This window comes from Winogradskyella damuponensis, assembly GCF_039538385.1.
In the GTDB taxonomy this organism is placed as follows: domain Bacteria; phylum Bacteroidota; class Bacteroidia; order Flavobacteriales; family Flavobacteriaceae; genus Winogradskyella; species Winogradskyella damuponensis.
Map to the genome: position 1 here is coordinate 19,817 of NZ_BAABCB010000016.1, position 22,514 is coordinate 42,330.

Genomic DNA, 22,514 nt, shown 5'->3' on the forward strand with positions numbered 1-22,514 from the left:
GACTTTGCGTGAGCATATAAAGTCAAAAAGTATTATGGGAGAAGACTGCCCGGCGTAATTAAAAAAAAGTTATATTGAGTTCATGTAAATCTTTGCGTCTCTGTGTCTTTGCGAGAAAATGTATATAGAATGACTGAAAACGATATATCTAGAATTATAGTCGATGTTTGTTACCACATTCATGTTGAACTTGGTCCAGGTTTATTAGAATCTATTTATGAAGAAATTTTATATCAGGAATTAAAAAATGAAGGTTTTAAGGTTGATCGACAAAAACCTTTGCCTGTAACTTGGAGAGGAAAGCAGTTAGATTTAAATTATAGAACCGATTTAATAGTTGAGAATAAAGTTATTATAGAGGTTAAATCCGTTCAAGAAATTCATCCTGTTCATCCAAAGCAATTATTAACATACTTGAAACTTTCAGGAATAAAGTTAGGCTTATTGATTAATTTTAATAGTCCATTAATTAAGACAGGTATAACGAGAATAGTTAACAATTTATAGGTTATGCGTTCAGAAAAATCTTTGTGACTCTGCGCCTTTGCGAGAAAAATATGAATCTACTAACAAAAATACCACTAAAACCACAGCAGCATCATCAATTAGATTACAACTCTAAGATTATGCTGTTTGGCTCATGCTTTTCAGAGAATATAGGTGAGACGTTTAAGTATTATAAGTTTCAAACTACAGTTAACCCTTTCGGAATATTATTTCATCCTTTAGCAATTGAAAACCTCATAACTAAGGCAATTAATAAGGATTATTACTCTAAAGAAGATTTAGAGTTTCACAATGAGCAGTGGTGTTGCTTAGAGGCACATTCAAAGTTAAGTACAATTTCAAGTGCTGCGTTATTAGAGGTTTTAAATAGACAAATTGAAAAGGCACACAATGATTTGCTTAACGCAAGTCATATTATAATTACTTTAGGAACAAGTTGGGTGTATAGACATATTGCTTCTGATAAAATCGTAGCCAATTGCCATAAAATTCCCCAAAAACAATTTTTAAAAGAACTACTTTCTGTAGCTCAAATAACGGAATCTCTAGAGGCTATTATTAGCTTGGTAAAAAGTGTTAATCCTAATATTACATTTCTTTTTACCGTGTCTCCCGTTAGGCATATTAAAGATGGTTTTATTGAAAATACGCGTAGCAAATCACATTTGTTAGCTGCAATCCATCAGGTTATAGAACCTAGAGCGCAACGTTATTATTTTCCTTCTTATGAAATTATGATGGATGAATTACGAGATTATCGTTTCTATAATCCAGATATGCTTCATCCAAATGAGGTGGCGATAAATTATATTTGGGAAAAATTTAAAACAGTTTGGTTAACTGATGATGCATTAAAAGTTTTAGAAACTGTTGCCGCTATTCAAGCTAAAAAAGCACATCGTCCCTTTAATCCAAATTCTGAAGCACATCAAGCTTTTCTTTCAAAACTTCATTTAGAAATTGAGAATTTGCACAAGGAATTTCCTCATATTTCATTTTAATATATCATTAGCTTAAAACGACAGTTTTCTTAAATATACGCAATTCGTCGTATGGTTTGGCTTTGTCTTATTGTGCAAATTTGTCTCATTATTAACCAATAAATTAATTTACAATGAGAAAATTAAACCAAATCATGTTACTTATAATGACAGCTTCATTAGTAGCATTCACATCATGTTCTAAAGATGACGATGGAGGAAGTGGAGGAAATGCTCCTTCCGGAACTTTAGTTGCCAAAGTAGATGGTACAAATTATGAGTCAATGGAAATCTCTTCTTCAGCTACTATAACAAACAATCCTTCTGGTCAAAGTCTTATTATCATAGCCTCTAATAGCGATGGTAACGCTTTTTCATTTACAATATTTGGCTATGATGGTGTAGGAACCTATAGTTTTGATGGTTCTATTAACACGGGTGTTAATGTGGCTTCTTACTCTGAAACAGATGTAAATTTAAATGACCCGGTAAATTCGGTTACCGAAATGTGGCAAGCTCCATACGAGAATCTATCTGTTGGTTCTATTAGTATTTCTGAAGAAACGGATACTAAAATAATCGGAACTTTTGAGTTTGATTGTAAAAACATAGGAGGCGATCAATCTATAAAAAACATTACGGATGGTTCGTTTAACCTTGGTAAACAAACTTTATAAGTTATGAAGACGCTATTAATAAATACACAGAAATTAATAATGCTTGTATTCTTATTGAGTACAGCATTATTGTTAGCTCAGAAAGCAGAAACTCCAGATCAAAATTATGATTTAGGAAGTAAAATAAACGAAATGACGCTTACTATTGGAGGAGTGTTAGTTGTGGCAACGAACGATGGTTTGGTTGGTATAAAGCCAACAGAAAGTCAGCCTGTTTTTACATTTAATAATTTTGGTAAATTAAAACCTGAAGAAACAGATTTTATACAAGGCTCACCTTACGTTGTTGTATCTCAGGGTGTAGGATCTAAATTTGCAGGCCTAACAAAAACAAAACGTGCGGTAATAGATTATATTAGAGGTAGAGTAATCTTTAATTCAGAAAGCGATAACTGGAATCAAATTTATACTTGTAATGTTGTTTTACCTCAGAACAAACTAATCGTAAGTGGGATTCAAAAAGAAGGTGATAAGTTTGAGAAAATCACACCAAAAGTTGCGGTTTATGACTTAGCGACATCTCAACTTGATTACAGTTTCTTTTTAGACAAACCAGGTAGAGTTGGTATGGCCAAAGATTTCAGTGTTACAGGTGTGCCTTTGTTGTTAAAGGATTTTTTAATCATTCCTACCGCTCAAGGTCTAATTGCTAAATCTCATAATGGAGACGATTTGTGGCAAACAAAAATTAAGGGTGTAAATTGGATGGTTGCTGACCAAACTGAATCAGAAATCTATGGTTTTGAATCTGTTAATAATGGTAAAAACACCAGAATTCACAAAATAGGTAAAGGTGGTAGTGAGTTATGGAAAGATGATAGAAAGATACAAGGTGTGGTTTCAAAATTTGAAATTCTTCCACAAGGTCTTGCTGTTGTTAGTAATAAAGGAGAAGGTAGTGATGGTGGTATGTTTTCGCAAAAAAGTGAATCGGAAATTGCATTTTTAAGTACATCTTCGGGAGAGGATCTTTGGGAAAAAGCACCAAAAACCAAAGGTTATGTTCAGCACTTTTATATTATGGAGGACGGCATACTATTCGGAATCTATTCTGGTGGTATTAACAAAGTGTCTTTTGAAGGCAAACCATTATTTAAAAAACCATTAAAGACAGGAGAGAATATTATTACCATGGCACATTCGCCTCAAGGTTTAATTTACATTACAAGTGAAGATGCCAATATTGTAAATTTAGAAACGGGAGACAAAGTTTGGGCTAAACCTTTAAAATATAAATCTTCGGATTCGGTAGCGTCAACATTTGATAGTGACAATAACCGTTATTTAATCGTGGCCGATGGTACTATTTTTGCCATTGATGCGGACTCTGGAAATGTTTCTGAATTATCGAATATAAAATTTGAGGAGAAGGAATCACCAAATACCATGGCTATAAAAAATGGTAATATTTTTATAGGGTCGTCACAAAACATGATGTTGTTAGATAACGACGGAAAGGAAATATATCATAGTTATCAGAAATCGCCAGGTAAAAGTGGTTTTATGAAAGTCGTTGGAGGTGTGATAGCGGCAGCTTCATTAGTTGCAACGGTATCTACTGCAGCTGCTGCAGGCGCGAACAATAATGGAATAGGTACTAATAATCTGCGTAATTATAATGACTACGGAAAAGACGCAAAACGCGCATCAGATATGTTTGCATCTATTAGTGATGCGTCTTTTAAAATGATGTCTGAGCGTTTTAAAGCATCTTCTGCAACAGAAAACGCACAATTCGTTTTAACAAATTTAGACAGTGGCGTCGGTTTAGTAAAAGTGAATAAAGATACTGGTAAAATAGATAAGGAAATTCTTCTCAAAGACAAAAAGCCCGAGTACAAAGTAGATGAATATGGAGGGTATTTGTTTTATAAAGCAAGTGACGACACCATTTATACTTATAATCTTAATAAATAGATGTGTAACTAATTGATTGAGCGCAATTTGTTTATGATTGCGCTTAATCTTTTAAAACAGCTAATTAACTCACTAACAATCTTATATTCCTAATGCTATTAATTAATTACTTAAGAGGCATCAATTGTACATTCTGTATGAAGTACAGAAAACACTTGATGTTTTTTTTGTTATTCTTTTTAATCAAAAGCACAAATCTGGTAGCTATAAATTCGACTTTAAATAGCAATTATGCTTCCGGTACTGAAGCTCATGTAACAAGAGATAATACGAATCAAATTCTTATAGATAGAGTTGTCTTGGCAGAGCAGCAATTAAGAGTTCAAAAACAAAATTATCAAGTTTATGGTGGTCTTTGCTTGTTTGTAATTTTAAGTGTAATAGCTTACCTTATTTACAGTCAATACCAATTAAAACACCATCAAAGTCAAAAAGAAAAGGAGTTAAAAGAAGCATTGTCAAAAATAGAAATTCAGAATAAACAACAAGAGAAACGCTTAAAAATATCCAATGATTTACACCATACTATTGGCGAACAACTTACTTCTATAATTTCATCTTTAGATAATTTAAAATATACGTTCGCTATAAAAGATGAACGATTAAAGAAAAAACTCAAAACCATAAGTAGTTTTACCTCACAAGCCAGTTACGAACTTAGAGATGCTATATGGGTAATGACTAAAACGGAGATTACCATTTTAGATTTACAAGCTCGAATTATAAATTATATAGATTTTTTAAAACTTCAGCATGCCAACATTCAGTTGCTATTCAAGGTGAGTACTGATGTGGATACAAGTATAAATTTTTCAATGCTTAAAGGATTTACGATCTATAATGTGATACAAGAGAGCATTCAACATAGTTTAACCTATGAAGACGTTTCAATGGTAAAAGTAACGGTACGTACGATGGTTTCTAATATGGTGTTTAAAATTTCTAACAATGGAACAGGGAGTCGTACAAGTACCAAAATTAGAGGCAATGGACACAATTCTATGGAAAAACGAATACAAAGTGTTGGAGGAGAATTAGAATTTATTTTCCTTGAAAACGCTGGTAATGAAATCATAATCACAATTTAGTTTTAAAAAAACCTTATCTTCATATCGCTATTATCTAACTAACCATTTAATGAGACTATTCGTTTTTTTATTACTCTTTACGCTTGTTTGCGTTGGGCAAACACCAATATCTGCTAAAAAACTTAATGATTCAGCTCTAAGTATTTATAAAAATCAGCCCCAAAAAGCGCTTGAAATATTTCAACAATCTGAAGCACTTGCAAAATCTAAAAGCGAAACGTTAGAATACGCAAGAGCTAAAAATGGTTTAGGCTTACTATATAGAGATTTAGGAGCATTTGAAAAAGCTATTGCCTATGCAAATGACGCTATGTCTATTTCTAAAGATTCGTTATTAACAGCTAGCGCATTAAATAACATAGGACGCTCTAAACGCCAACTAGGTTTTTATGAAGATGCTTTAACTTATTATTTGCGTGCCTTAGATATTTATGACGAGTTAAATAAAAAAGAAGAAGAGGCTACTGTAACCAACAATATTGGTTTAGTGTATAGTTATTTGGGTATCAATGATAAGGCTATAGAATATCATCTTAAAGCTAAAACTGCCTTTGAAGAATTAAATAATAAAAAGGGCATTTCGGAGGTTTATAATAACATCGCTATTATCTATGCTAATGATGGTGATTTAGAGAAAGCCTTAAATTATTTTAAATATTCTCTGGCCATAGAGGTAAATCTCAATGATAAAAAAGGTATGGCAGAATCGGCCAATAATGTCGGTGCTGTTTATTATTACATGCAAGAGGTAGATTCGGCCTTAACCTATTTTGAACAATCGGTTACCATTGAAAAATCGATAGGAAATTTTGCAGGCCTACCAGCGAGTTTCAACAATATAGCGCAAGTTTTAATAGAAAATAAAAGGCTGTCAGAGTCTATAACATATATAGATAGTGCCTATCAATACGCTAAAGACTATAAAGTGGCAACTGAAATTGAAAATTCACTACTTAACTATTCTGAATATTATGAAGCTTCGCAAAACAACAGTAAAGCTTTAGATTATTACAAAGCCTATACACAAGCAAAAGACAGTTTACTAAACCTTGATACCAATAGTAAAATTGCAGAATTAGAAATAGAATACCAAACCGAAAAAAAGGAAAAGGAGCTGTTAGAACATCGGGCAGATTTGGCTGAAAAGGAATTAGATTTAAGTAAAAAAAACAATTACATATTAGGTTTAAGCGCACTAGCCATTGTATTAATGCTTTTAGGATATTTAATTTATAACCAACAAAAACTTAAAAACAGACAGCTAAAAAAAGAAAATGAATTAAAAGATGCATTGATAAAAATTGAAACCCAAAATAAACTTCAAAATCAGCGCTTAAGGATTTCTAGGGACCTTCATGATAATATTGGTGCACAGCTTACATTTATAATTTCATCGTTAGATAATTTAAAATATGGGTTTCAACTTCCCGAAAAATTAAGTCAGAAATTAGGAAATATAAGTGCGTTTACCACCACAACTATTAATGAACTAAGAGACACTATTTGGGCTATGAATAAAAATGAAATTACGTTTGAAGACCTTCAGGTTCGAATTTCAAATTTTATTGATAAAGCGAATTTAGCAGCTCATAATATAGTCTTTCAGTTACATATTGAAGATAATGTAGATAAAGCAGCAGTGTTTTCATCCATTGAAGGCATGAATATTTACCGAATAATTCAAGAAGCTATAAATAATGCGTTAAAATACGCAGATGCTAAAACGATTAATTTAACCATAGAGGAAATAGATTGTAAATTGAAAATAATCATTTCAGATGATGGAAAAGGTTTTAATCAAGCTACAGTGAAATTGGGTAACGGTATTCAAAATATGAAAAAAAGAGCAGCTGAAATAAACGCAGGTTTAATTGTAGACTCTATGGCGCATAAAGGGACAAGAATACTACTCAATTTGTAATTAAACATAACCTGAGCTTTCTACATACGGAGATTTTAAATCGTAATACAGATGAAAATAAAAATTGCTATAGTAGACGATAATACCTTTTTAGTAAAAGCGGTAGAAGAAAAATTGTCTTTTTTTGAAGACGTACACGTAAAATTTACTGCTAGGAATGGTTTAGATGTTTTAGATCAATTAGAAAGTAACCATAATCTCAATTTAATATTAATGGATATAGAAATGCCCGTAATGAATGGCATTGAAGCCACAGAAAAAATAAAGCAAAAATATCCACACATTAAAATAATAATGCTCACTGTTTTTGATAACGATGAAAACATTTTTAATGCAATTAAAGCTGGAGCGGATGGGTATTTATTAAAAGAAATAAATGCTGGTGATTTACATTCAGGGATCCTAGAAACCTTAAATGGAGGAGCCGCAATGAATCCATCAATTGCACTTAAAACATTGAAATTATTACGCAATCCGTTTGTTGCACAAGATAAGAAAGATCTACAGGATATAAAGCTTACGGAGCGTGAAATAGATGTTTTAGAACAGCTAAGTAAAGGGTTGAGTTATAATGCTATTGCAAATAACCTTATGCTTTCTACAGGAACAATTAGAAAACATATTGAGCATATCTACAGAAAATTACAAGTGCACAATAAACTAGAAGCGGTTCAAAAAGCGAGACGGAATAATCTTATTTAGTAGGTTTAAAACTTTATGAGAAGGTTGAGTTTGTTTAGTATTAATAATGATAGGAAAAATAGTACTACATTCGTAATCTAAAAAACAAACATGAAAAAACTAATTTTTATTTTTTGCGCCTTTGGCCTAACATTTAACTCGTGTTCAAGCGATGATTCTACTGATGATACTGGAGATCCAGATACTGTTTTGTTGAAATCAACTACCGAAACTTATGAAGATGGCGTTTTTGTAACTAATTATACCTATGCTGATAATAAATTAGTTGGTATCTCTTATTCTGGAGGAGACAGTGAAGTTTTTAACTATACCAATAATCTTTTAACTTCTATTAAAGAATATATAGATGGTGAATTAGATACGGAAATAGAATTAGAATACGATAGTAATAATCGTTTAGTTACTGAGACTTATATGTATGATTTTGGTCCAGATGAGGTTAATACCTATACTTATAACGCCGATGGTACTGTTACTATGCTTGAAGCTGGAGTGAATACGTATATATATACCTACGATGCCCTAGGTAACCGTATTGCAGAGGAGGATGTTAATGGAAACCAAGACTATGTTTATACTTATGATACTAAGAATAACCCTTTTAAAAACATTCATCAAAGTGAAGTTTTTGAATTAATGGGACACAGTACTTATAAAAATAATGTGCTAACGTATGTTAATACTGATGGAGTATCATCTGATATTTCTGATGCATATACCAGCTCTTATTCTTATAATAATGCAGATTACCCAACAAGTAGTACTATTACATATGTACCAGGTACAGATTTTGAAGAAACTATTTTTGTGGAATTGTCGTACTATTAATAGAATAGATAGATTTTAAAAATAAAAAAACTCAAATCTTAAAGGTTTGAGTTTTTTTTATGCGATAAGTTTTTTTTAGTTAATTCAAAATTTGACTCACTACTCTAAAAAGTATTGAAGCAGGTGCAATTATTAAGCTTATAAAGAAGATATATTTTCCGTGTTTTCTATCACTCTCAGCATAGGAATAAACTTTTTGACCGTTTGGTAAGGTCTTTTTAGATGTCCACAAAAAATAACCTATTATTAATCCTAAAAAACCACCTAAAAGCATAAAAAAGTAACCCGCAATAATCCAAGGTTTTTGATTTCCTTCAGGTTTTGCTAATTGTTTTAATCGTTCTTCTTTTAAAGAATTGAGTAAATCTTTATCTATAGATTTGCCTCTTTGGATTAATATTTTTTGGGCAAGTGTATAATCAAAGGCATTCCATTCGTCAGATTTTAATAAAATCTCATAAAGCTCTTTGTCTGTAAAATCAAATAAGTAATAATCTTTATCAATGTTTTCAATTAAATCTTCTGCATCTTTTTCGAGAAGGAGTTCCGCTTTTTTAAAGTCCGTTTGTTTAATTCTAACTTCAATTTCGTTTTGTAAAGTATTTCCAGAGAAGGTAACATCAACAGGCGGCACATTGTCACCAAGAACGGTTTCAATACCATTGTTGTTTAGTAACGTTTTTAGTTCTGTAGCTTGTTCTAAACTTGGGAATTTTCTAAATATAGAGTAATCGTCTTCCATTTATAATAGATTTGTGACATTGGTTATGATAAAATTCAATTTACTTATCATCAACTCTAACACTATCTGGTACTAAAACGGTATAGTCACCATTATTTCTAATAACATCTCTTACAATAGAAGATGAAATAAAAGATGTTCGAGCAGCTGTTAATAAAAATACGGTTTCAATTTTTGATAATTTTCTATTGGTATGTGCTATGGCTTTTTCAAATTCAAAATCAGCAGGATTCCTTAAACCTCTTAAGATGAATTGAGCATTAATATCTTTACAGAAATCAATAGTTAAGCCTTTGTATGTTACAACTTTTACTTTGGGTTCGTTTTTAAATGTATCTTCAATAAATGCTTTTCGTTCTTCTAAAGAGAACATATATTTTTTTTCAGCATTGATGCCAATAGCCACAACCACTTCGTCAAAAAGTTTAATACCACGCATTATAATATCGTAGTGACCGTTTGTTATGGGATCAAATGACCCAGGAAATAGTGCTCTTTTCATTGACTAATTTTTGTTTTTTCCACAGAATAGGAAAACGTATTAATTTCAAATATAACTATTAATTTTTCAAGGCTTCTTCAATAGCATTGCTAAACAAATCTTGTAAACTTATTCCAGCTTCGGCGGCTTGTTGAGGTAAAATACTTTCCTTAGTTAAACCTGGAACTGTGTTTACTTCTAGTAAATAAGGCTCGTTATTTTTAGCGATAAATTCACTTCGTGAAAACCCTTTCATACCAAGGATATCATATATCTTTTTGGCTTCGGTCCTTACTTTGGCTGCGTAATCTTCAGAAATACGAGCGGGAGTGATTTCTTGTGATTTTCCTTCGTATTTAGCTTCGTAATCAAAGAAGTCATTTTCAGAAACGATTTCAGTAATTGGTAATACAAGCGTTTCGCCTTTATAAGAGATGACACCAACAGAAACTTCGACACCATCTAAAAACTGTTCGATTATAATTTCATTGTCTTCTTTAAAAGAATTGTCTATTGCAGCTTGTAAATCTTCTTTTTTATAGACTTTAGATATTCCAAAACTGCTTCCAGCTTTATTTGCTTTTACAAAACACGGTAAGCCTACTTTGGCAATAATGGCATCTTCATCTACTACATCTCCAAGATTAAGAGGGTAACTCTCAGCGGTTTTAATACCATACGGTTTTAAGGTGGCTAGTAAATCACGTTTGTTAAAAGTCAGCGCAGCTTGGTACATACTACAACTGGTTTGGGGTAGATTTAGCAATTCAAAGTAGGCTTGCATAAATCCATCTTCGCCAGGAGACCCATGAATGGCATTAAAAACGCAATCAAAAGTTATTGTAGTTTCATTTACTAATACCGAAAAATTGTTTTTGTCTATTAAGAATTCTTCTTCCATATCATTAACAAAAACCCATTTGTCTTTAAAAATATGAATGCGATAAGCATTGTATTTTTCTTTGTCTAACGTGTTGTAAACCACGTTGCCACTTTTAAGGGAGATCTTATATTCACTAGAATAACCGCCCATTATAATTGCAATATTTTTCTTCATCTTTAACGCCCACAAAAGCGGGTATCTTTTAAGTTTAAAAAGCCATAGCGTAAAAGTATCATTTATTTTTAATAATCTATATTCAGAAATGATACGTATTTTATTAGTACAACGTTATTATACCATTAGAATTTCTTAATTTTGCCAACAATTATTTGCTTATGAGTTTTGTGAAGTTTCTTACCAGTAAAGTGTTTTTTAAACAATTGGCATTAGCCATTGTTGCTGTAGTCGTATTATGTTTTATTGTGCTAAAATGGCTAAACATATCTACCAATCACGGAGAATTTGTAATTGTACCAGATTTAAAAGGTAAATCTTTAGAAACGGTAGGGATTGAACTTAAGGATCATGATTTAGCAATGGAAATACAAGATTCTGCGAATTATAATCCTAAATATCCTAAGTATTCTGTAATTGAACAAAACCCAATAGCAGGATCAAAGGTTAAGGAAAACCGAAAAATTTATTTAATACTAAACCCTTCTGGTTATAGAAAAGTACAAGTGCCAAACATCTTAAAACGTACTTTTAGACAAGCTAAACCTCAATTAGAAGCCTTAGAATTTAAGGTAGGTGAGATTACATATATAGACAATATCGGAAAGGATGTAGTTTTAGGTATGAGGCATAATGGCGAAACTCTAAAATCAGGAACACTTTTACCACTAACATCTACAATAGATTTGGTTTTAGGTAACGGTAAGCGCAATTAAGATATGGCTAATATTCCTGATATTTCAGACGAAGAACAAAACGAATTATACGAACATCACGCGTTTAGAGTTGTTGCTGGTCAACAACCACTGCGAATCGATAAATACTTAATGAATTTTATTGAAAACGCCACGCGTAATAAAATTCAAGCGGCTGCAAAAGATGGCAGCATCTTTGTAAATGATGTTCCTGTTAAATCTAATTACAAGGTAAAACCCAATGATTATATTACCGTTAAATTTGAGCATCCACCTCATGAGAATCTTTTAATTGCTGAAGATCTTCCTATTGATGTGGTGTACGAAGATGATGACTTGCTAGTTGTTAATAAACCAGCAGGTATGGTAGTGCATCCAGGACATGGTAATTATTCAGGGACTTTAATAAATGGACTTATTTTTCATTTCGAAAACCTACCAAATAACTCAAGTGAGAGACCAGGTTTGGTTCATAGAATAGATAAAGATACCAGTGGTTTATTAGTGGTGGCAAAGACCGAACATGCTATGGCACACCTTTCAAATCAGTTTGCTAAAAAAACAAGTGAGCGCGAGTATGTTGCACTTGTTTGGGGAAACATGGAAGAAGATGAAGGCACTATTGAAGGTAACATTGGTCGCCACCCAAAAAATAGATTACAAAACACGGTATTTTTAGATGATGAAGAAGAACAAGGTAAACCAGCTGTAACACATTATAAAGTGATAGAGCGTTTAGGTTATGTTACTTTAGTGAGTTGTAAGCTTGAAACAGGTCGTACACACCAAATCCGTGTACACATGAAGCATATTGGCCATACGCTTTTTAATGACGAACGTTATGGTGGAGAACGCATCTTAAAAGGTACAACATTTACAAAATACAAGCAGTTTGTAGATAATTGTTTTAAGATCTTACCACGACAAGCCTTGCATGCCAAAACGTTAGGTTTTGTTCATCCAACGACAGGTGAGTTTATGAGGTTTGAATCTGAAATTCCTGAAGATATTGCGCAATGTGTAGAAAAATGGAGGCATTACGCTAAGCACATGGATTAATATCTTAACCAAAACTTTAAATAGACTTTCGTTATATCACTATCAAGATTAGTTCTCACTAATATTTGAAACACGAGCATTTACATTGTATTTTTACAATGAGAAAGAAAAATTGTTTAACTTTTAATGAGAGCCACTTTTGTGGGCATTATTATGAAACTAGTACTATCACCAGCAAAATCTTTAGATTACGAAACCAAATTGCCAACAACAAAATCAACTCAAGGTCTTTTCTTAGATGACGCAGAGCGCTTAAATAAGGTATTAAAAAAGAAATCGGCTAAGAGCTTATCTCAACTGATGCATATTTCAGATAATTTGGGGCAACTGAATTACGAGCGTAATCAAGAATGGGAATTACCCTTTACTAAAGATAACGCAAGACAAGCCATTTATGCCTTTAGTGGTGATGTATATCGAGGATTAGATGCTTATTCTATAGACTCTAGTAAATTAGATAAGGTTGAAGACACCGTTCGGATTTTATCAGGATTATATGGTGTTTTAAAACCCTTCGATTTAATACAGCCTTACCGATTGGAAATGGGAACAAAAATGCCAGTTGGTAAAAACAAAAACCTTTATGAATTTTGGCAGAAGAAAGTGACGAAAGCTTTAAACGAAGAACTAGAGGATGATGAACTCTTTCTTAACTTGGCAAGTAACGAGTATTTTAAAGCGATAGATACCAAAGCTTTAAAAGTACCTGTTGTAAATGTAGCCTTCAAAGAGTTTAAAAACGATAAATATAAAATCATAGCCATCTTTGCCAAATTAGCTAGAGGATTAATGACGAGATATATTATTGATACGGATGCAAAAACCATTGACGATATTAAAGGTTTTAATTATGAAAACTATGGTTTTAGCGAAGCATTATCTTCAGAGAATGAATTGGTGTTTACAAGATAAATAAATCCGTAGTGCCTTAAATTGAATATATGTATTACTTACTTATAGTTGTTCAGGTGTATTGTTTATATCACGTCTATAAAAACAATAAACCTTTTTACTGGTATTTTCTCATCTTTTTTGTTCCTGCCATTGGATCTTTAATTTATATCGTGACTCAGATGTTTAACAAAAGTGATGCAGAAAAAATTCAAGAGGAAATCACAACGGTTCTTAATCCGACTAAAAAAATAAAAGATTTAGAAAAGAAGCTTGAATTTGTTGATACTTACACTAACAGAATTGAATTAGCTGATGCTTATTTTATAAATAAAGATATTCCTAATGCGATTATCAATTATAAGAAAACGCTAGAAGATACAGTTCAAGATGATTTGTATGCAAGGCAGAATTTAATATTGTGTTATTTTCAACTTAAGGATTATGCAGGTGTAATTGAGCAGGCGGAACTGATAAAAGAAAAATCAGAATTTAAAGGTTCAAAACAACAATTTTGTTATGGTTTAGCTTTAAATGCACTAGGAAGAACGGATGAAGCCGAAGCCCAATTAATACAAATAGACAGGCCATACTCAAATTATGCAGAACGTTTAGCGCTGGCTAAATTTTATTTAGAAAACAATAGAACGTTAGAAGGGAAGGAGCTATTAGAAGAAATCGCAACAGAATCAAAACGCTTAACAAAACCCAACAGAAAACTTTACGGCGCAACTATTGCTGAGGTTGAACGTATGTTGTCTGCATTATAAGGTTTTACTTTAAAATCCAAACCAACGATTTATAATAATCACTAAGGTCGTTTTATTCAATCTTCAGTTCCCCATGGAGCATCTGGTGTTTCAATAGTTTTAGTTAAATCAAAACGCACCGTAAATAAACGATCAGTACCTAAACGACGTAAGTTATAGGTTAGACTTGTTTCGTCTATGGTAAACCACCAAATGTTGGTAGAGGCCGCAGGTAATATTTTTGCCGTATGAGCATCGGCAGGAAACATTTGTAAATTGGCTAAACCTTGATTAGCACTTGTGCCGCCATATTGGGTTAAATCTTCTTCCGATCCGTCTTCATGTCTATGGTCGTGCTTTAATCGTATTATTTTTTCGTCATTCATATGTAATACCCAAGTACGCGATTTGTTCTCACCTACAAAGAATGGAATTCTAATATCATTAGTATCGCAAGAACGCACATGCATGACTAATTTTTCACCTGTAAAGCCATCACCTGCTTTTCCACCTTCAATAATTTCGCCTTCGTAAGCATTACCACAATGTGCTTTGAGTTGCTCCCAAAACTTCTCTGAACTCGTTTGTTCTTGTGCAAAAAGGTGTAGTGGTAATACAAGTAAAAAAAAGAGTAGTGCTTTCATAGTTGAATTTTGTTAATGTGTGTTTCTCTAACAGCTAATATACATGAATTCTTGAAGTTAAATAATTTTCTAAAACCATGACGGATTGATAGAGCACCTCATAGTTTAGTAGATCTTAAACTTGAAAAAGAGCGCTTAACAAGCTTTATATATTTTCATTTAGGTTAAAGAATGGCGAGAATAAGTTAATCTTATGCGTCATAAGTCTTAAATTAGAGAAAAATTAAACCATGAAAAAGACGCTTCAAATAGGAAATATAATAGCTTTACTTATAACGATATTCATCAATTACCTCTCTAATACAGGGACCTTAAATAATACCACTATTGGTGAAGTTTCCAATAGTTATAGGTCTTTGTTTACACCTGCAGGTTATACGTTTGCCATTTGGGGAGTTATTTATTTACTACTGATAGGTTTTGTTATTTATCAAGGGCGCAGTTTGTTTAAAGACGTTAAAAATGACGATGTTGTCCTAAAAACAGGTTGGTGGTTTATACTCTCATGTTTATTTAATTCGCTTTGGGTATTTGCTTGGATCTATGAATATACAGGAGTGTCTTGTGTTTTTATTTTCTTATTACTGTTTTCATTATTAAAGATTGTAGTCAACAACAGAATGGAATTAGACGATGAGCCCTTACCCATTATTGCTTTTGTTTGGTGGCCTTTTGTGATCTATTCGGGTTGGGTAACCGTGGCTAGTATTGCTAATGTTTCAACGTATTTAGTGAAAATTGATTGGGATGGTTTTGGATGGTCTGATGTAACTTGGACTATTATACTCATTGCCATTGCCGTGTTTATAAATGTCATAATTACTTGGAAACGGAATATGAGAGAGTTTGCCCTTGTCGGAGCTTGGGCCTTAATTGGCATAGGAAATGCTAATAAATTAAACAACGAAACACTAATGTATGTTGCTTTTATAAGTGCAGCTCTATTAATAATAAATAGTTCGATACATGGTTTTAAAAACCGTGACACGAGTCCGTTAATTAAGTTACAGGAACGCAATAATTCATAGTGTTTAGAATATAATAAGCATTTTTTTAGAGTCGGGCTTAAAATAGCCGTAACTTTGCACCAAATTAAAGGAGTGACCTAAATAAATAGAGTTTGCTTCATAAACACTATTTATGTCATTTAAATCATTGGGGCTATCTGAGCCTTTACTTCAAGCTATCCAGAAAAAAGGATACGAAACACCTTCACCAATTCAAGCAAAAGCCATTCCTCCTGTATTAGAAGGAAAGGACGTTTTAGCATCAGCACAAACCGGAACAGGAAAAACAGCAGGTTTTACATTGCCGTTGCTTCACCTATTATCTAATGGTTCTCAGCAAAGGCACAGACCAATTAGAGCTTTAATATTAACTCCAACACGTGAGCTAGCAGCGCAAGTTTATGCCAATGTTAAAGAGTACAGTGAGTTTTTAAATATTAGAAGTACGGTTATTTTTGGTGGAGTCAATCAGAAACCACAAGTTAATAAATTGAGTCAAGGAGTCGATGTTTTGGTGGCAACACCAGGCCGTTTAATCGATTTAGAAAACCAAGGTCTGTTATCTTTAAGCAAAGTGGAAATATTTGTTTTAGATGAAGCTGATCGTATGTTAGATATGGGCTTTTTACGCGATATAGAGCGTGTTATGAAGTTGATTCCAGCAAAACGTCAAAACCTTATGTTTTCGGCAACCTTTTCTAAAGATATTAAGAAACTAGCGTATTCTATTTTAAATAATCCTGTTCAAGTTGAAGCCACTCCAGAAAATACAGCGGTAGAGGTTATACAGCAAAAAGTTTATCGTGTTGCCAAAGGCAAAAAAACAGGGCTGATTATAAAATTAATTTCTGAAGGAGATTGGAAACAAGTTTTAGTGTTTACAAGAACCAAACACGGAGCCAATAAGCTTTGTAAAAAGATGATTAGCGATGGCATTACAGCCGCAGCGATTCATGGAAATAAAAGTCAAGGAGCAAGAACCAAAGCATTAGCAGGATTCAAAAATGGATCGGTTAGAGTTTTAGTAGCTACAGATATTGCAGCAAGAGGTTTAGATATACCATTGTTGCCACATGTTATTAATTTTGAATTGCCTAATATTTCTGAAGACTACGTTCATAGAATAGGTAGAACAGGTAGAGCAGGAGCCAGTGGAGAAGCGATTTCTTTAGTAAGTGCAGATGAAACAACGTATCTACGTGATATTGAGAAGTTGATTGCTATGAAGATTGAAGTTGAAATCCTCGAAGGTTTTGAGCCAGATCCTAATGCTTCAACAGAACCAATTAAACCAGGTCAGAATAGAAATCAGGGACGTCGTAAAAATTCTAACACTAGAAATTCAGGAAAACCTAAGAATTCAAATTCAGACCGAAATAAAAGTAGAAGTCGTAACCGTAATAATGATAGCAGACGTTAAGTAATGACTTCAGCATTAAAAGATAAAATCATAGCGATTTGCGATAAAAAGATTGCGCAAAAAGGGAGCAATGTGGGTATTTCATTCTATGCATTTTTTAAAAATAAAAATGATAATCCAGAGTTATTAATGGAAGCTGCAACTTGGTGGATTCAAACGCACCAATTAGATCATTTTGAAAAAGCGGTTAAGATTAAAGAATTAGTTAAAAGTTTATAGTTTGTCAACGCAACCTAATAATCCACTTCACGGAGTCAAATTAGAACAGATCATAGTAGAACTGCAAGCACATTATGGCTGGGAATATATGGGCTATCAAATTAATATTCGCTGTTTTACGGATAATCCTTCAGTAAAATCGAGTTTAAAGTTTTTAAGACGTACACCTTGGGCAAGAACCAAGGTAGAAAATATGTATTTAGACTATTTAAAAAAGAATAAAAAATAATTCTTCTATATATTAAAGTAAAAATGGTAGCATCAAAACTTAGATTTTAGGTAATGTTTTACCTTTTTTCTTATCGAGATAATGTCGTAATACACCACCTTTAACATTGTTTACATCAAACTCAACGATAAAAGCATTTTCGTCTATTTCTTCAATAATACGATGCATTTTTTTGATGTCTATACGATTAATAATGGTGTGAATAATATCAAAATCCTGCTGAGGTCCATTGCTTCCAAATCCTTTAGAGCCTTTATAGGTGGTTAGGCCTACTCCCAATTCAATCATAATGGCATGCTTAATTGCGGCATATTCATTAGACACAATAGTGACACCAATAAAATCTTCAAAACCTTCAATAGTCATGTCTGTGACTTTTGCTGTAATAATATAGGTTAAGATAGAGTAGAGCGCAACTTCAACAGAGACGACATAGGCCGTAATACTAAATAATACAACATTAAAAAGCAGTATAACTTGACCGATACTAAATCCAAAACGGTCATTGAGATAGATTCCTAAAATTTCTGATCCATCTAAAACGGATCCATTTCTAATCGCAATACCAATTCCTGCGCCTAAACATAAGCCTCCAAAGATGGAAATTAGTAGTTTGTCTTCTGTAATTGTTCCATAATTTCCAAAATGAATTAATGAGGCAAAGGCGAGAATACTAAGAATAGACTTTATAACAATACGTTTAGAAACGGTATAATAGCCTAGAATTAAAAATGGTAAACTAAATATAACTAGCAACAATGAAATATCTACACCAATAAGTCTGTTAGCCAATAGGGCAATGCCAGTAACTCCTCCGTCCATAAATCCGTTAGGAAGTAAAAATGCTTTCAATCCAACGCTGGCTAATCCTATACCTATTGCAATCTGACCATATTCTGATAAAAAATTGTGTGCTTTTGAGTGTTTCAAGTTTTGTTTTTATTTGAGGAAAAGTTACAAAACCAAAATCATTTATTTATCAATTAGACAAAAAAATCCTCTAGATATTCTAGAGGATTTTTTTGTAAGCTTTAAAATCTTTTTTTTTCTTTTTAATAGGGTTATCCTTTTTTCTCAACCTTTTTTTTAGGTCTATGTACCTGGTTTTCTATTCTTTTAGGTTTTTGAGTTTGTTCGTAAAAGAGTTTAAATTCGGCTCTATCTAATGTTTCATTTGCGTCAGTGTCTGCACTAGCAAAAAGTTTTTCAACTGTTATTTTTTCTGTAGATTCTTTTTCGTAGCGTACTTTGAACTCTTCAAGGTTAATCTTGTCATCCGTGTTGGTGTCAAGATAATTAAACATTTTTACTGATCTATCTTTCTTCGCATTAAGCTTTTCTTGAGCACTTACCAATGAAAATGAAGCAATGGTAATAATAAAAAATCCTATTTTTAATGTTTTAGTAATCATTGTATTACGATTTAGGTATTGTTTAAAATTTAGACCAATATAAGCGAAAAAGTTTAATCTCCATAAAATTATTTGATTTGTCGTAATCCTTCATAAACAATAATGCTTACGGCATTTGCTAAATTTAGACTTCTAATGGATTTACTGTATAGCGGAATTTTAAATAATTGAGTGTCATATTTTTTGACTAATGGTTTTGGTAATCCAACAGATTCTTTTCCAAAAACTAAAAATAGATCATCTGTAAAGTTAATATCCCAATGCGATTTTGTGCCATGACTGGATAAAAACACCATTTTAGCATCTTTATTTTTTAAGAAGAAGTCTTCGGTGTTATCATAATATATAACTTCTAAATGTTGCCAATAATCGAGTCCTGCACGTTTTAAACGTTTGTCATCAATTTCAAATCCAAACGGTTTTACTAAATGTAGTTTTGAGCCTGAAGCTAAGGCTAAACGACCAATATTACCAGTGTTATTTGGTATTTCAGGTTCTATGAGTACGATGTTAAGCGGCATTTTTTCGTGTTAGTTTAATAAGAATTAATCGTATTAATAATACAAAAGGAAAGCCATGGAAGACCACATCAAACCAATCTTTTAAAGCCATTCCGTTTGCTCCTCCTGCAATCCATCGTATTTTACCTAAAAGATGTGGTTCTGGGAAAAATGGAGCTAAGCCTAAGGTTAAACAAAGTAAGAGTATTATTTTCCAGTCGTTGAGCAATTTCATATTATAAGATTGAGCTTACAAAATCATCAATAGCGTCTATTCCGTTTTCAGTTAAATGTTTGATAAAAGCACTACCAATAATAGCACCTTTTCCATATGCTGTAGCTTGTTTAAAGGTTTCATTATTTGAAATGCCAAAACCTACAATTTGAGGGTTTTTTAATTTCATGTCTGCAATACGTTTAAAATAATTGGTTTGCTCCTCACCAAAGCCAGAATTACTTCCTGTTACACTTGCAGAACTTACCATATAAATAAAACCGTTAGATACAGAATCGATATAACGAATGCGTTCATCTGATGTTTGTGGTGTAATTAAAAACACGTTTATTAGACCATACTTTTCAAAAGTTGATTTGTATTCTGAATGATAGACATCGACAGGTAAATCAGGAATTATGAGTCCGTCAATTCCAACCTCTTGGCATTTTTTGCAAAAGGCTTCAACACCATACTGCAACATCGGATTAAAGTAACCCATTATAATTAATGGAATAGAAACCGTTTTTCTAATGTCTTTAAGTTGTTCAAATAACAATGCGCTAGTCATTCCATTTTTTAAAGCTTCCGTAGAACTGGCTTGTATGGTTGGGCCATCTGCTAATGGATCACTAAATGGTAATCCTATTTCCAACATATCTACACCACTTTTTTCGAGATTTTCAATAATAGTAACCGTGTCATTAGTGTTAGGATAACCTGCTGTAAAATAGATTGACAATAGTTTTTTGTCTTCTTTTAGTTTTTCGTTTATTCTGTTCAAAATAGATATGTTGTCTTAATTGTATTTTGGAAATTTTACTGTAAAAATATAACTTAAAAACGAAAGTTTACTATTATGTAATTAGCTTATTTTTTTCTTTTACAGCACTTGAATGTTCGATATTTGTAATTGATTTTAGTTTTTTAAACTAAAAATAACATTGGCACAATAATTGAATTTTTACTTTTATGAAGTATTCTATAAGCTTATTATTAATATTTATTTCAGCAATTTCATTCGCTCAAAAAGAGTTTCATGTTTTTCCTGTAAATGGCAGTACAACTGTCGGGACACCAAATGGTAATGGTAGTATTGAGCGTCCGTGGGATTTACAAACAGCTTTGTCTCAATCTTCAAAAAATGTTAATGGCGGCGATGTTATATGGATTCACGAAGGTATATATACAGGTCGTTATAGAAGTGCATTAGAATCTACAAAAACTAATAAAAAGATTACAGTTTCCGCTTTTAAGAATGATAAGGTCATTCTCAATGGAAATACAGAAGGCAAAGTAAATTATGTTTTACAGGTTAATGGTAGTCATGTGATTTACAAAAATTTTGAAGTCACATATTTAGGAGATTTTTCGCGTTTAGACTCTGATACAGATTTTAAAGCTGCAGTTGGGATTAATCATCAAAAAGGTGAAGACTGTATGTTTCAAAACTTAATGATACATAATATACCAGGTTCAGGAATTGGGTCGTGGAAAGCGACAGGAGGTACAGTAATTGAAAATTGTATGATTTACAACAACGGTTATCAAGGTAAAAGAGGTCATGGAGTTGGTATCTATATTCAAAATCAAAGTGATAACATCAGACAGATAAATAATAATATTATTTTTAATAATTACTATAAAGGTATTGAGGTTTGGTCAGCAACTTCAGGCTCTAAATTAGAGTTTGTGAAGTATGTTAATGTCACTAACAACATCATTTTTAATAATGGTTCTCCTGCAGGAAAGCATGTAGATAATGTTATTATAGCATCCAAAGATGCAGAAGGGATTAACGTAGCCAAGCACATTAACGTATTAAATAATGTCCTTTATCATAATGTAGACTTTAACGATAGCAAAAATTATGGTTATGGTACATCTTTAGCTTTAGGTTTTAATGCTAATGCACCCGTTGAAGATGTTTCGGTTCAAAATAATATTATTATCGGAAAAAATAATGCCTTAAATATATTGCATACAAAGTCTCTAGTTTTTAAAAACAACATTATTTACACTGGTTATATTCATTTTAATTCTTCAGTATTATTAGCTTTAAATAATAGTGGGTTACAAATGGATAATAATTCATACTATACAAGATCACTCAAAGGGTTTAGAATTTTGAAGCAGCAAGATTATAATATTAAAGCTTGGCAAAATGAATTTAAAATTGAATCTAAAAGTGAATTAAAACAACTCAAAGATTTTAAAACAACTCCTGTTATAAAAGTGTATAAACTTAATAATGATGAGACAGAATTTAATGTTGCTATTTTAAATAAAAATGGAACGGCTGTTCAAGTCAATTTTAATGAATTTGAAATTGAAGAAGGCTCAACTTTCAAAATTTATGATATAGAAAACAGAACTGTTGTTATTACATCTGGTGAAATCTCAAAAGATTTAAAAATAGAATTCCCATTGGCATTAGTAAGTTTTGAAAAACCATTACATAACAATATCGCTACAAAATCTGCTAATAATTTTGGAGTCTTTAGAATTGAATTTGAGCAACCAAAAAAAGAAAGTTTATTTAAACGTTTATTCGGATGGTTGTTTTAAGAACTAA

At 32.2% G+C, this 22,514-nt stretch carries 26 protein-coding genes; 17 read left to right on the plus strand and 9 right to left on the minus strand.

The annotated features are described in order from the left end of the window. The first annotated feature begins 129 nt into the window (after positions 1 to 129). The 8 genes from ABD730_RS07970 to ABD730_RS08005 all read left to right on the plus strand — a co-directional run bounded on the left by ABD730_RS07970 (position 130) and on the right by ABD730_RS08005 (position 8,620). Positions 130 to 507, plus strand: coding sequence for a GxxExxY protein (locus tag ABD730_RS07970; protein ID WP_334471192.1), 378 nt, complete (start codon positions 130 to 132; stop codon positions 505 to 507). A 50-nt stretch (positions 508 to 557) separates the two neighbouring features. Next, entirely contained in the window at positions 558 to 1,508 is a 951-nt protein-coding gene (locus ABD730_RS07975) for a GSCFA domain-containing protein (RefSeq protein ID WP_344713799.1), read from the plus strand. A gap of 113 nt (positions 1,509 to 1,621) precedes the next feature. Further along, entirely contained in the window at positions 1,622 to 2,164 is a 543-nt protein-coding gene (locus ABD730_RS07980; protein ID WP_344713801.1) for a DUF6252 domain-containing protein, read from the plus strand. A gap of 3 nt (positions 2,165 to 2,167) precedes the next feature. After that, a complete protein-coding gene (locus ABD730_RS07985; protein WP_344713803.1) occupies positions 2,168 to 4,081 on the plus strand; it encodes an outer membrane protein assembly factor BamB family protein in 1,914 nt (637 codons plus the stop codon). A 137-nt stretch (positions 4,082 to 4,218) separates the two neighbouring features. Continuing rightward, the gene (locus ABD730_RS07990; RefSeq protein ID WP_334471196.1) at positions 4,219 to 5,169 is read left to right on the plus strand and encodes a sensor histidine kinase; all 951 of its coding nucleotides are present in this window, start codon (positions 4,219 to 4,221) and stop codon (positions 5,167 to 5,169) included. Positions 5,170 to 5,218: 49 nt separating this feature from the next. Further along, a complete protein-coding gene (locus ABD730_RS07995; RefSeq protein ID WP_344713805.1) occupies positions 5,219 to 7,090 on the plus strand; it encodes a tetratricopeptide repeat protein in 1,872 nt (623 codons plus the stop codon). A 51-nt stretch (positions 7,091 to 7,141) separates the two neighbouring features. Continuing rightward, positions 7,142 to 7,792 (plus strand): response regulator, encoded by a 651-nt coding sequence (locus ABD730_RS08000; protein ID WP_344713807.1) that lies wholly within the window; start codon positions 7,142 to 7,144, stop codon positions 7,790 to 7,792. A 90-nt stretch (positions 7,793 to 7,882) separates the two neighbouring features. After that, positions 7,883 to 8,620: a hypothetical protein gene (locus tag ABD730_RS08005; RefSeq protein WP_344713809.1), complete on the plus strand. Its 738-nt coding sequence runs from the start codon at positions 7,883 to 7,885 to the stop codon at positions 8,618 to 8,620. 79 nt (positions 8,621 to 8,699) lie between these two features. Here the strand turns inward: ABD730_RS08005 and ABD730_RS08010 are convergent, their stop codons facing one another. Genes ABD730_RS08010 through ABD730_RS08020 form a run of 3 tightly spaced genes read right to left on the minus strand, consistent with a single transcriptional unit; the run spans position 8,700 to position 10,900 of the window. Beyond that, a complete protein-coding gene (locus tag ABD730_RS08010) occupies positions 8,700 to 9,362 on the minus strand; it encodes a hypothetical protein (protein ID WP_334471200.1) in 663 nt (220 codons plus the stop codon). A gap of 40 nt (positions 9,363 to 9,402) precedes the next feature. Beyond that, entirely contained in the window at positions 9,403 to 9,864 is a 462-nt protein-coding gene (gene coaD, locus ABD730_RS08015; protein ID WP_334471201.1) for a pantetheine-phosphate adenylyltransferase, read from the minus strand. A gap of 58 nt (positions 9,865 to 9,922) precedes the next feature. Beyond that, positions 9,923 to 10,900 carry a D-alanine--D-alanine ligase gene (locus ABD730_RS08020; RefSeq protein WP_334471202.1) on the minus strand — a complete coding sequence of 326 codons (978 nt, stop codon included), beginning with the start codon at positions 10,898 to 10,900 and terminating at the stop codon, positions 9,923 to 9,925. Between the two features lie 161 nt (positions 10,901 to 11,061). Between ABD730_RS08020 and ABD730_RS08025 the strand changes: the two genes are divergently transcribed. From ABD730_RS08025 to ABD730_RS08040, 4 genes are all read left to right on the plus strand, one after another. Continuing rightward, positions 11,062 to 11,616, plus strand: a complete 555-nt coding sequence (locus ABD730_RS08025; RefSeq protein ID WP_215924701.1) for a PASTA domain-containing protein — start codon at positions 11,062 to 11,064, stop codon at positions 11,614 to 11,616. Positions 11,617 to 11,619: 3 nt separating this feature from the next. After that, positions 11,620 to 12,654: an RluA family pseudouridine synthase gene (locus tag ABD730_RS08030; RefSeq protein WP_344713812.1), complete on the plus strand. Its 1,035-nt coding sequence runs from the start codon at positions 11,620 to 11,622 to the stop codon at positions 12,652 to 12,654. A gap of 153 nt (positions 12,655 to 12,807) precedes the next feature. After that, positions 12,808 to 13,566, plus strand: coding sequence for a peroxide stress protein YaaA (gene yaaA, locus ABD730_RS08035; protein WP_334471208.1), 759 nt, complete (start codon positions 12,808 to 12,810; stop codon positions 13,564 to 13,566). 29 nt (positions 13,567 to 13,595) lie between these two features. Further along, positions 13,596 to 14,315, plus strand: a complete 720-nt coding sequence (locus tag ABD730_RS08040; protein WP_344713814.1) for a hypothetical protein — start codon at positions 13,596 to 13,598, stop codon at positions 14,313 to 14,315. Positions 14,316 to 14,371: 56 nt separating this feature from the next. Here the strand turns inward: ABD730_RS08040 and ABD730_RS08045 are convergent, their stop codons facing one another. After that, positions 14,372 to 14,938 carry a hypothetical protein gene (locus ABD730_RS08045; RefSeq protein WP_334471210.1) on the minus strand — a complete coding sequence of 189 codons (567 nt, stop codon included), beginning with the start codon at positions 14,936 to 14,938 and terminating at the stop codon, positions 14,372 to 14,374. A 230-nt stretch (positions 14,939 to 15,168) separates the two neighbouring features. On the opposite strand from ABD730_RS08045, the gene ABD730_RS08050 reads away from it, so the two are divergent. From ABD730_RS08050 to ABD730_RS08065, 4 genes are all read left to right on the plus strand, one after another. After that, positions 15,169 to 15,966: a tryptophan-rich sensory protein gene (locus ABD730_RS08050; protein ID WP_344713816.1), complete on the plus strand. Its 798-nt coding sequence runs from the start codon at positions 15,169 to 15,171 to the stop codon at positions 15,964 to 15,966. Between the two features lie 112 nt (positions 15,967 to 16,078). Next, positions 16,079 to 17,365 carry a DEAD/DEAH box helicase gene (locus ABD730_RS08055; RefSeq protein ID WP_334471213.1) on the plus strand — a complete coding sequence of 429 codons (1,287 nt, stop codon included), beginning with the start codon at positions 16,079 to 16,081 and terminating at the stop codon, positions 17,363 to 17,365. A gap of 3 nt (positions 17,366 to 17,368) precedes the next feature. Then, the gene (locus ABD730_RS08060; RefSeq protein ID WP_334471215.1) at positions 17,369 to 17,584 is read left to right on the plus strand and encodes a DUF6500 family protein; all 216 of its coding nucleotides are present in this window, start codon (positions 17,369 to 17,371) and stop codon (positions 17,582 to 17,584) included. 1 nt (position 17,585) lies between these two features. After that, positions 17,586 to 17,813 (plus strand): VF530 family protein, encoded by a 228-nt coding sequence (locus tag ABD730_RS08065; protein WP_344713818.1) that lies wholly within the window; start codon positions 17,586 to 17,588, stop codon positions 17,811 to 17,813. 39 nt (positions 17,814 to 17,852) lie between these two features. Here ABD730_RS08065 and ABD730_RS08070 read toward each other — a convergent pair whose 3' ends face one another. The 5 genes from ABD730_RS08070 to trpA all read right to left on the minus strand — a co-directional run bounded on the left by ABD730_RS08070 (position 17,853) and on the right by trpA (position 20,723). After that, positions 17,853 to 18,743, minus strand: a complete 891-nt coding sequence (locus tag ABD730_RS08070) for a YitT family protein (RefSeq protein ID WP_344713820.1) — start codon at positions 18,741 to 18,743, stop codon at positions 17,853 to 17,855. Between the two features lie 131 nt (positions 18,744 to 18,874). Beyond that, positions 18,875 to 19,225 (minus strand): EF-hand domain-containing protein, encoded by a 351-nt coding sequence (locus ABD730_RS08075; protein WP_334471221.1) that lies wholly within the window; start codon positions 19,223 to 19,225, stop codon positions 18,875 to 18,877. Positions 19,226 to 19,293: 68 nt separating this feature from the next. Next, complete coding sequence (locus ABD730_RS08080; RefSeq protein ID WP_215924711.1) at positions 19,294 to 19,746, minus strand: tRNA (cytidine(34)-2'-O)-methyltransferase; 453 nt, start codon at positions 19,744 to 19,746, stop codon at positions 19,294 to 19,296. Further along, complete coding sequence (locus tag ABD730_RS08085) at positions 19,736 to 19,960, minus strand: hypothetical protein (protein ID WP_215924712.1); 225 nt, start codon at positions 19,958 to 19,960, stop codon at positions 19,736 to 19,738. The genes ABD730_RS08080 and ABD730_RS08085 overlap by 11 nt, the downstream gene beginning before the upstream one ends. A 1-nt stretch (position 19,961) precedes the next feature. Next, positions 19,962 to 20,723: a tryptophan synthase subunit alpha gene (gene trpA / locus ABD730_RS08090; RefSeq protein WP_334471226.1), complete on the minus strand. Its 762-nt coding sequence runs from the start codon at positions 20,721 to 20,723 to the stop codon at positions 19,962 to 19,964. A 188-nt stretch (positions 20,724 to 20,911) separates the two neighbouring features. Between trpA and ABD730_RS08095 the strand changes: the two genes are divergently transcribed. Continuing rightward, positions 20,912 to 22,507: a right-handed parallel beta-helix repeat-containing protein gene (locus tag ABD730_RS08095; RefSeq protein ID WP_344713824.1), complete on the plus strand. Its 1,596-nt coding sequence runs from the start codon at positions 20,912 to 20,914 to the stop codon at positions 22,505 to 22,507. Positions 22,508 to 22,514 lie beyond the last annotated feature (7 nt).

Bases quoted from the DNA above. Each gene is read 5' to 3' on its own strand.
- ABD730_RS07970 (WP_334471192.1), top strand. From the start codon at position 130: ATGACTGAAAACGATATATCTAGAATTATAGTCGATGTTTGTTACCAC.
- ABD730_RS07975 (WP_344713799.1), top strand. From the start codon at position 558: ATGAATCTACTAACAAAAATACCACTAAAACCACAGCAGCATCATCAA.
- ABD730_RS07980 (WP_344713801.1), top strand. From the start codon at position 1,622: ATGAGAAAATTAAACCAAATCATGTTACTTATAATGACAGCTTCATTA.
- ABD730_RS07985 (WP_344713803.1), top strand. From the start codon at position 2,168: ATGAAGACGCTATTAATAAATACACAGAAATTAATAATGCTTGTATTC.
- ABD730_RS07990 (WP_334471196.1), top strand. From the start codon at position 4,219: ATGAAGTACAGAAAACACTTGATGTTTTTTTTGTTATTCTTTTTAATC.
- ABD730_RS07995 (WP_344713805.1), top strand. From the start codon at position 5,219: ATGAGACTATTCGTTTTTTTATTACTCTTTACGCTTGTTTGCGTTGGG.
- ABD730_RS08000 (WP_344713807.1), top strand. From the start codon at position 7,142: ATGAAAATAAAAATTGCTATAGTAGACGATAATACCTTTTTAGTAAAA.
- ABD730_RS08005 (WP_344713809.1), top strand. From the start codon at position 7,883: ATGAAAAAACTAATTTTTATTTTTTGCGCCTTTGGCCTAACATTTAAC.
- ABD730_RS08010 (WP_334471200.1), bottom strand. From the start codon at position 9,362: ATGGAAGACGATTACTCTATATTTAGAAAATTCCCAAGTTTAGAACAA.
- coaD (WP_334471201.1), bottom strand. From the start codon at position 9,864: ATGAAAAGAGCACTATTTCCTGGGTCATTTGATCCCATAACAAACGGT.
- ABD730_RS08020 (WP_334471202.1), bottom strand. From the start codon at position 10,900: ATGAAGAAAAATATTGCAATTATAATGGGCGGTTATTCTAGTGAATAT.
- ABD730_RS08025 (WP_215924701.1), top strand. From the start codon at position 11,062: ATGAGTTTTGTGAAGTTTCTTACCAGTAAAGTGTTTTTTAAACAATTG.
- ABD730_RS08030 (WP_344713812.1), top strand. From the start codon at position 11,620: ATGGCTAATATTCCTGATATTTCAGACGAAGAACAAAACGAATTATAC.
- yaaA (WP_334471208.1), top strand. From the start codon at position 12,808: ATGAAACTAGTACTATCACCAGCAAAATCTTTAGATTACGAAACCAAA.
- ABD730_RS08040 (WP_344713814.1), top strand. From the start codon at position 13,596: ATGTATTACTTACTTATAGTTGTTCAGGTGTATTGTTTATATCACGTC.
- ABD730_RS08045 (WP_334471210.1), bottom strand. From the start codon at position 14,938: ATGAAAGCACTACTCTTTTTTTTACTTGTATTACCACTACACCTTTTT.
- ABD730_RS08050 (WP_344713816.1), top strand. From the start codon at position 15,169: ATGAAAAAGACGCTTCAAATAGGAAATATAATAGCTTTACTTATAACG.
- ABD730_RS08055 (WP_334471213.1), top strand. From the start codon at position 16,079: ATGTCATTTAAATCATTGGGGCTATCTGAGCCTTTACTTCAAGCTATC.
- ABD730_RS08060 (WP_334471215.1), top strand. From the start codon at position 17,369: ATGACTTCAGCATTAAAAGATAAAATCATAGCGATTTGCGATAAAAAG.
- ABD730_RS08075 (WP_334471221.1), bottom strand. From the start codon at position 19,225: ATGATTACTAAAACATTAAAAATAGGATTTTTTATTATTACCATTGCT.
- ABD730_RS08080 (WP_215924711.1), bottom strand. From the start codon at position 19,746: ATGCCGCTTAACATCGTACTCATAGAACCTGAAATACCAAATAACACT.
- ABD730_RS08085 (WP_215924712.1), bottom strand. From the start codon at position 19,960: ATGAAATTGCTCAACGACTGGAAAATAATACTCTTACTTTGTTTAACC.
- ABD730_RS08095 (WP_344713824.1), top strand. From the start codon at position 20,912: ATGAAGTATTCTATAAGCTTATTATTAATATTTATTTCAGCAATTTCA.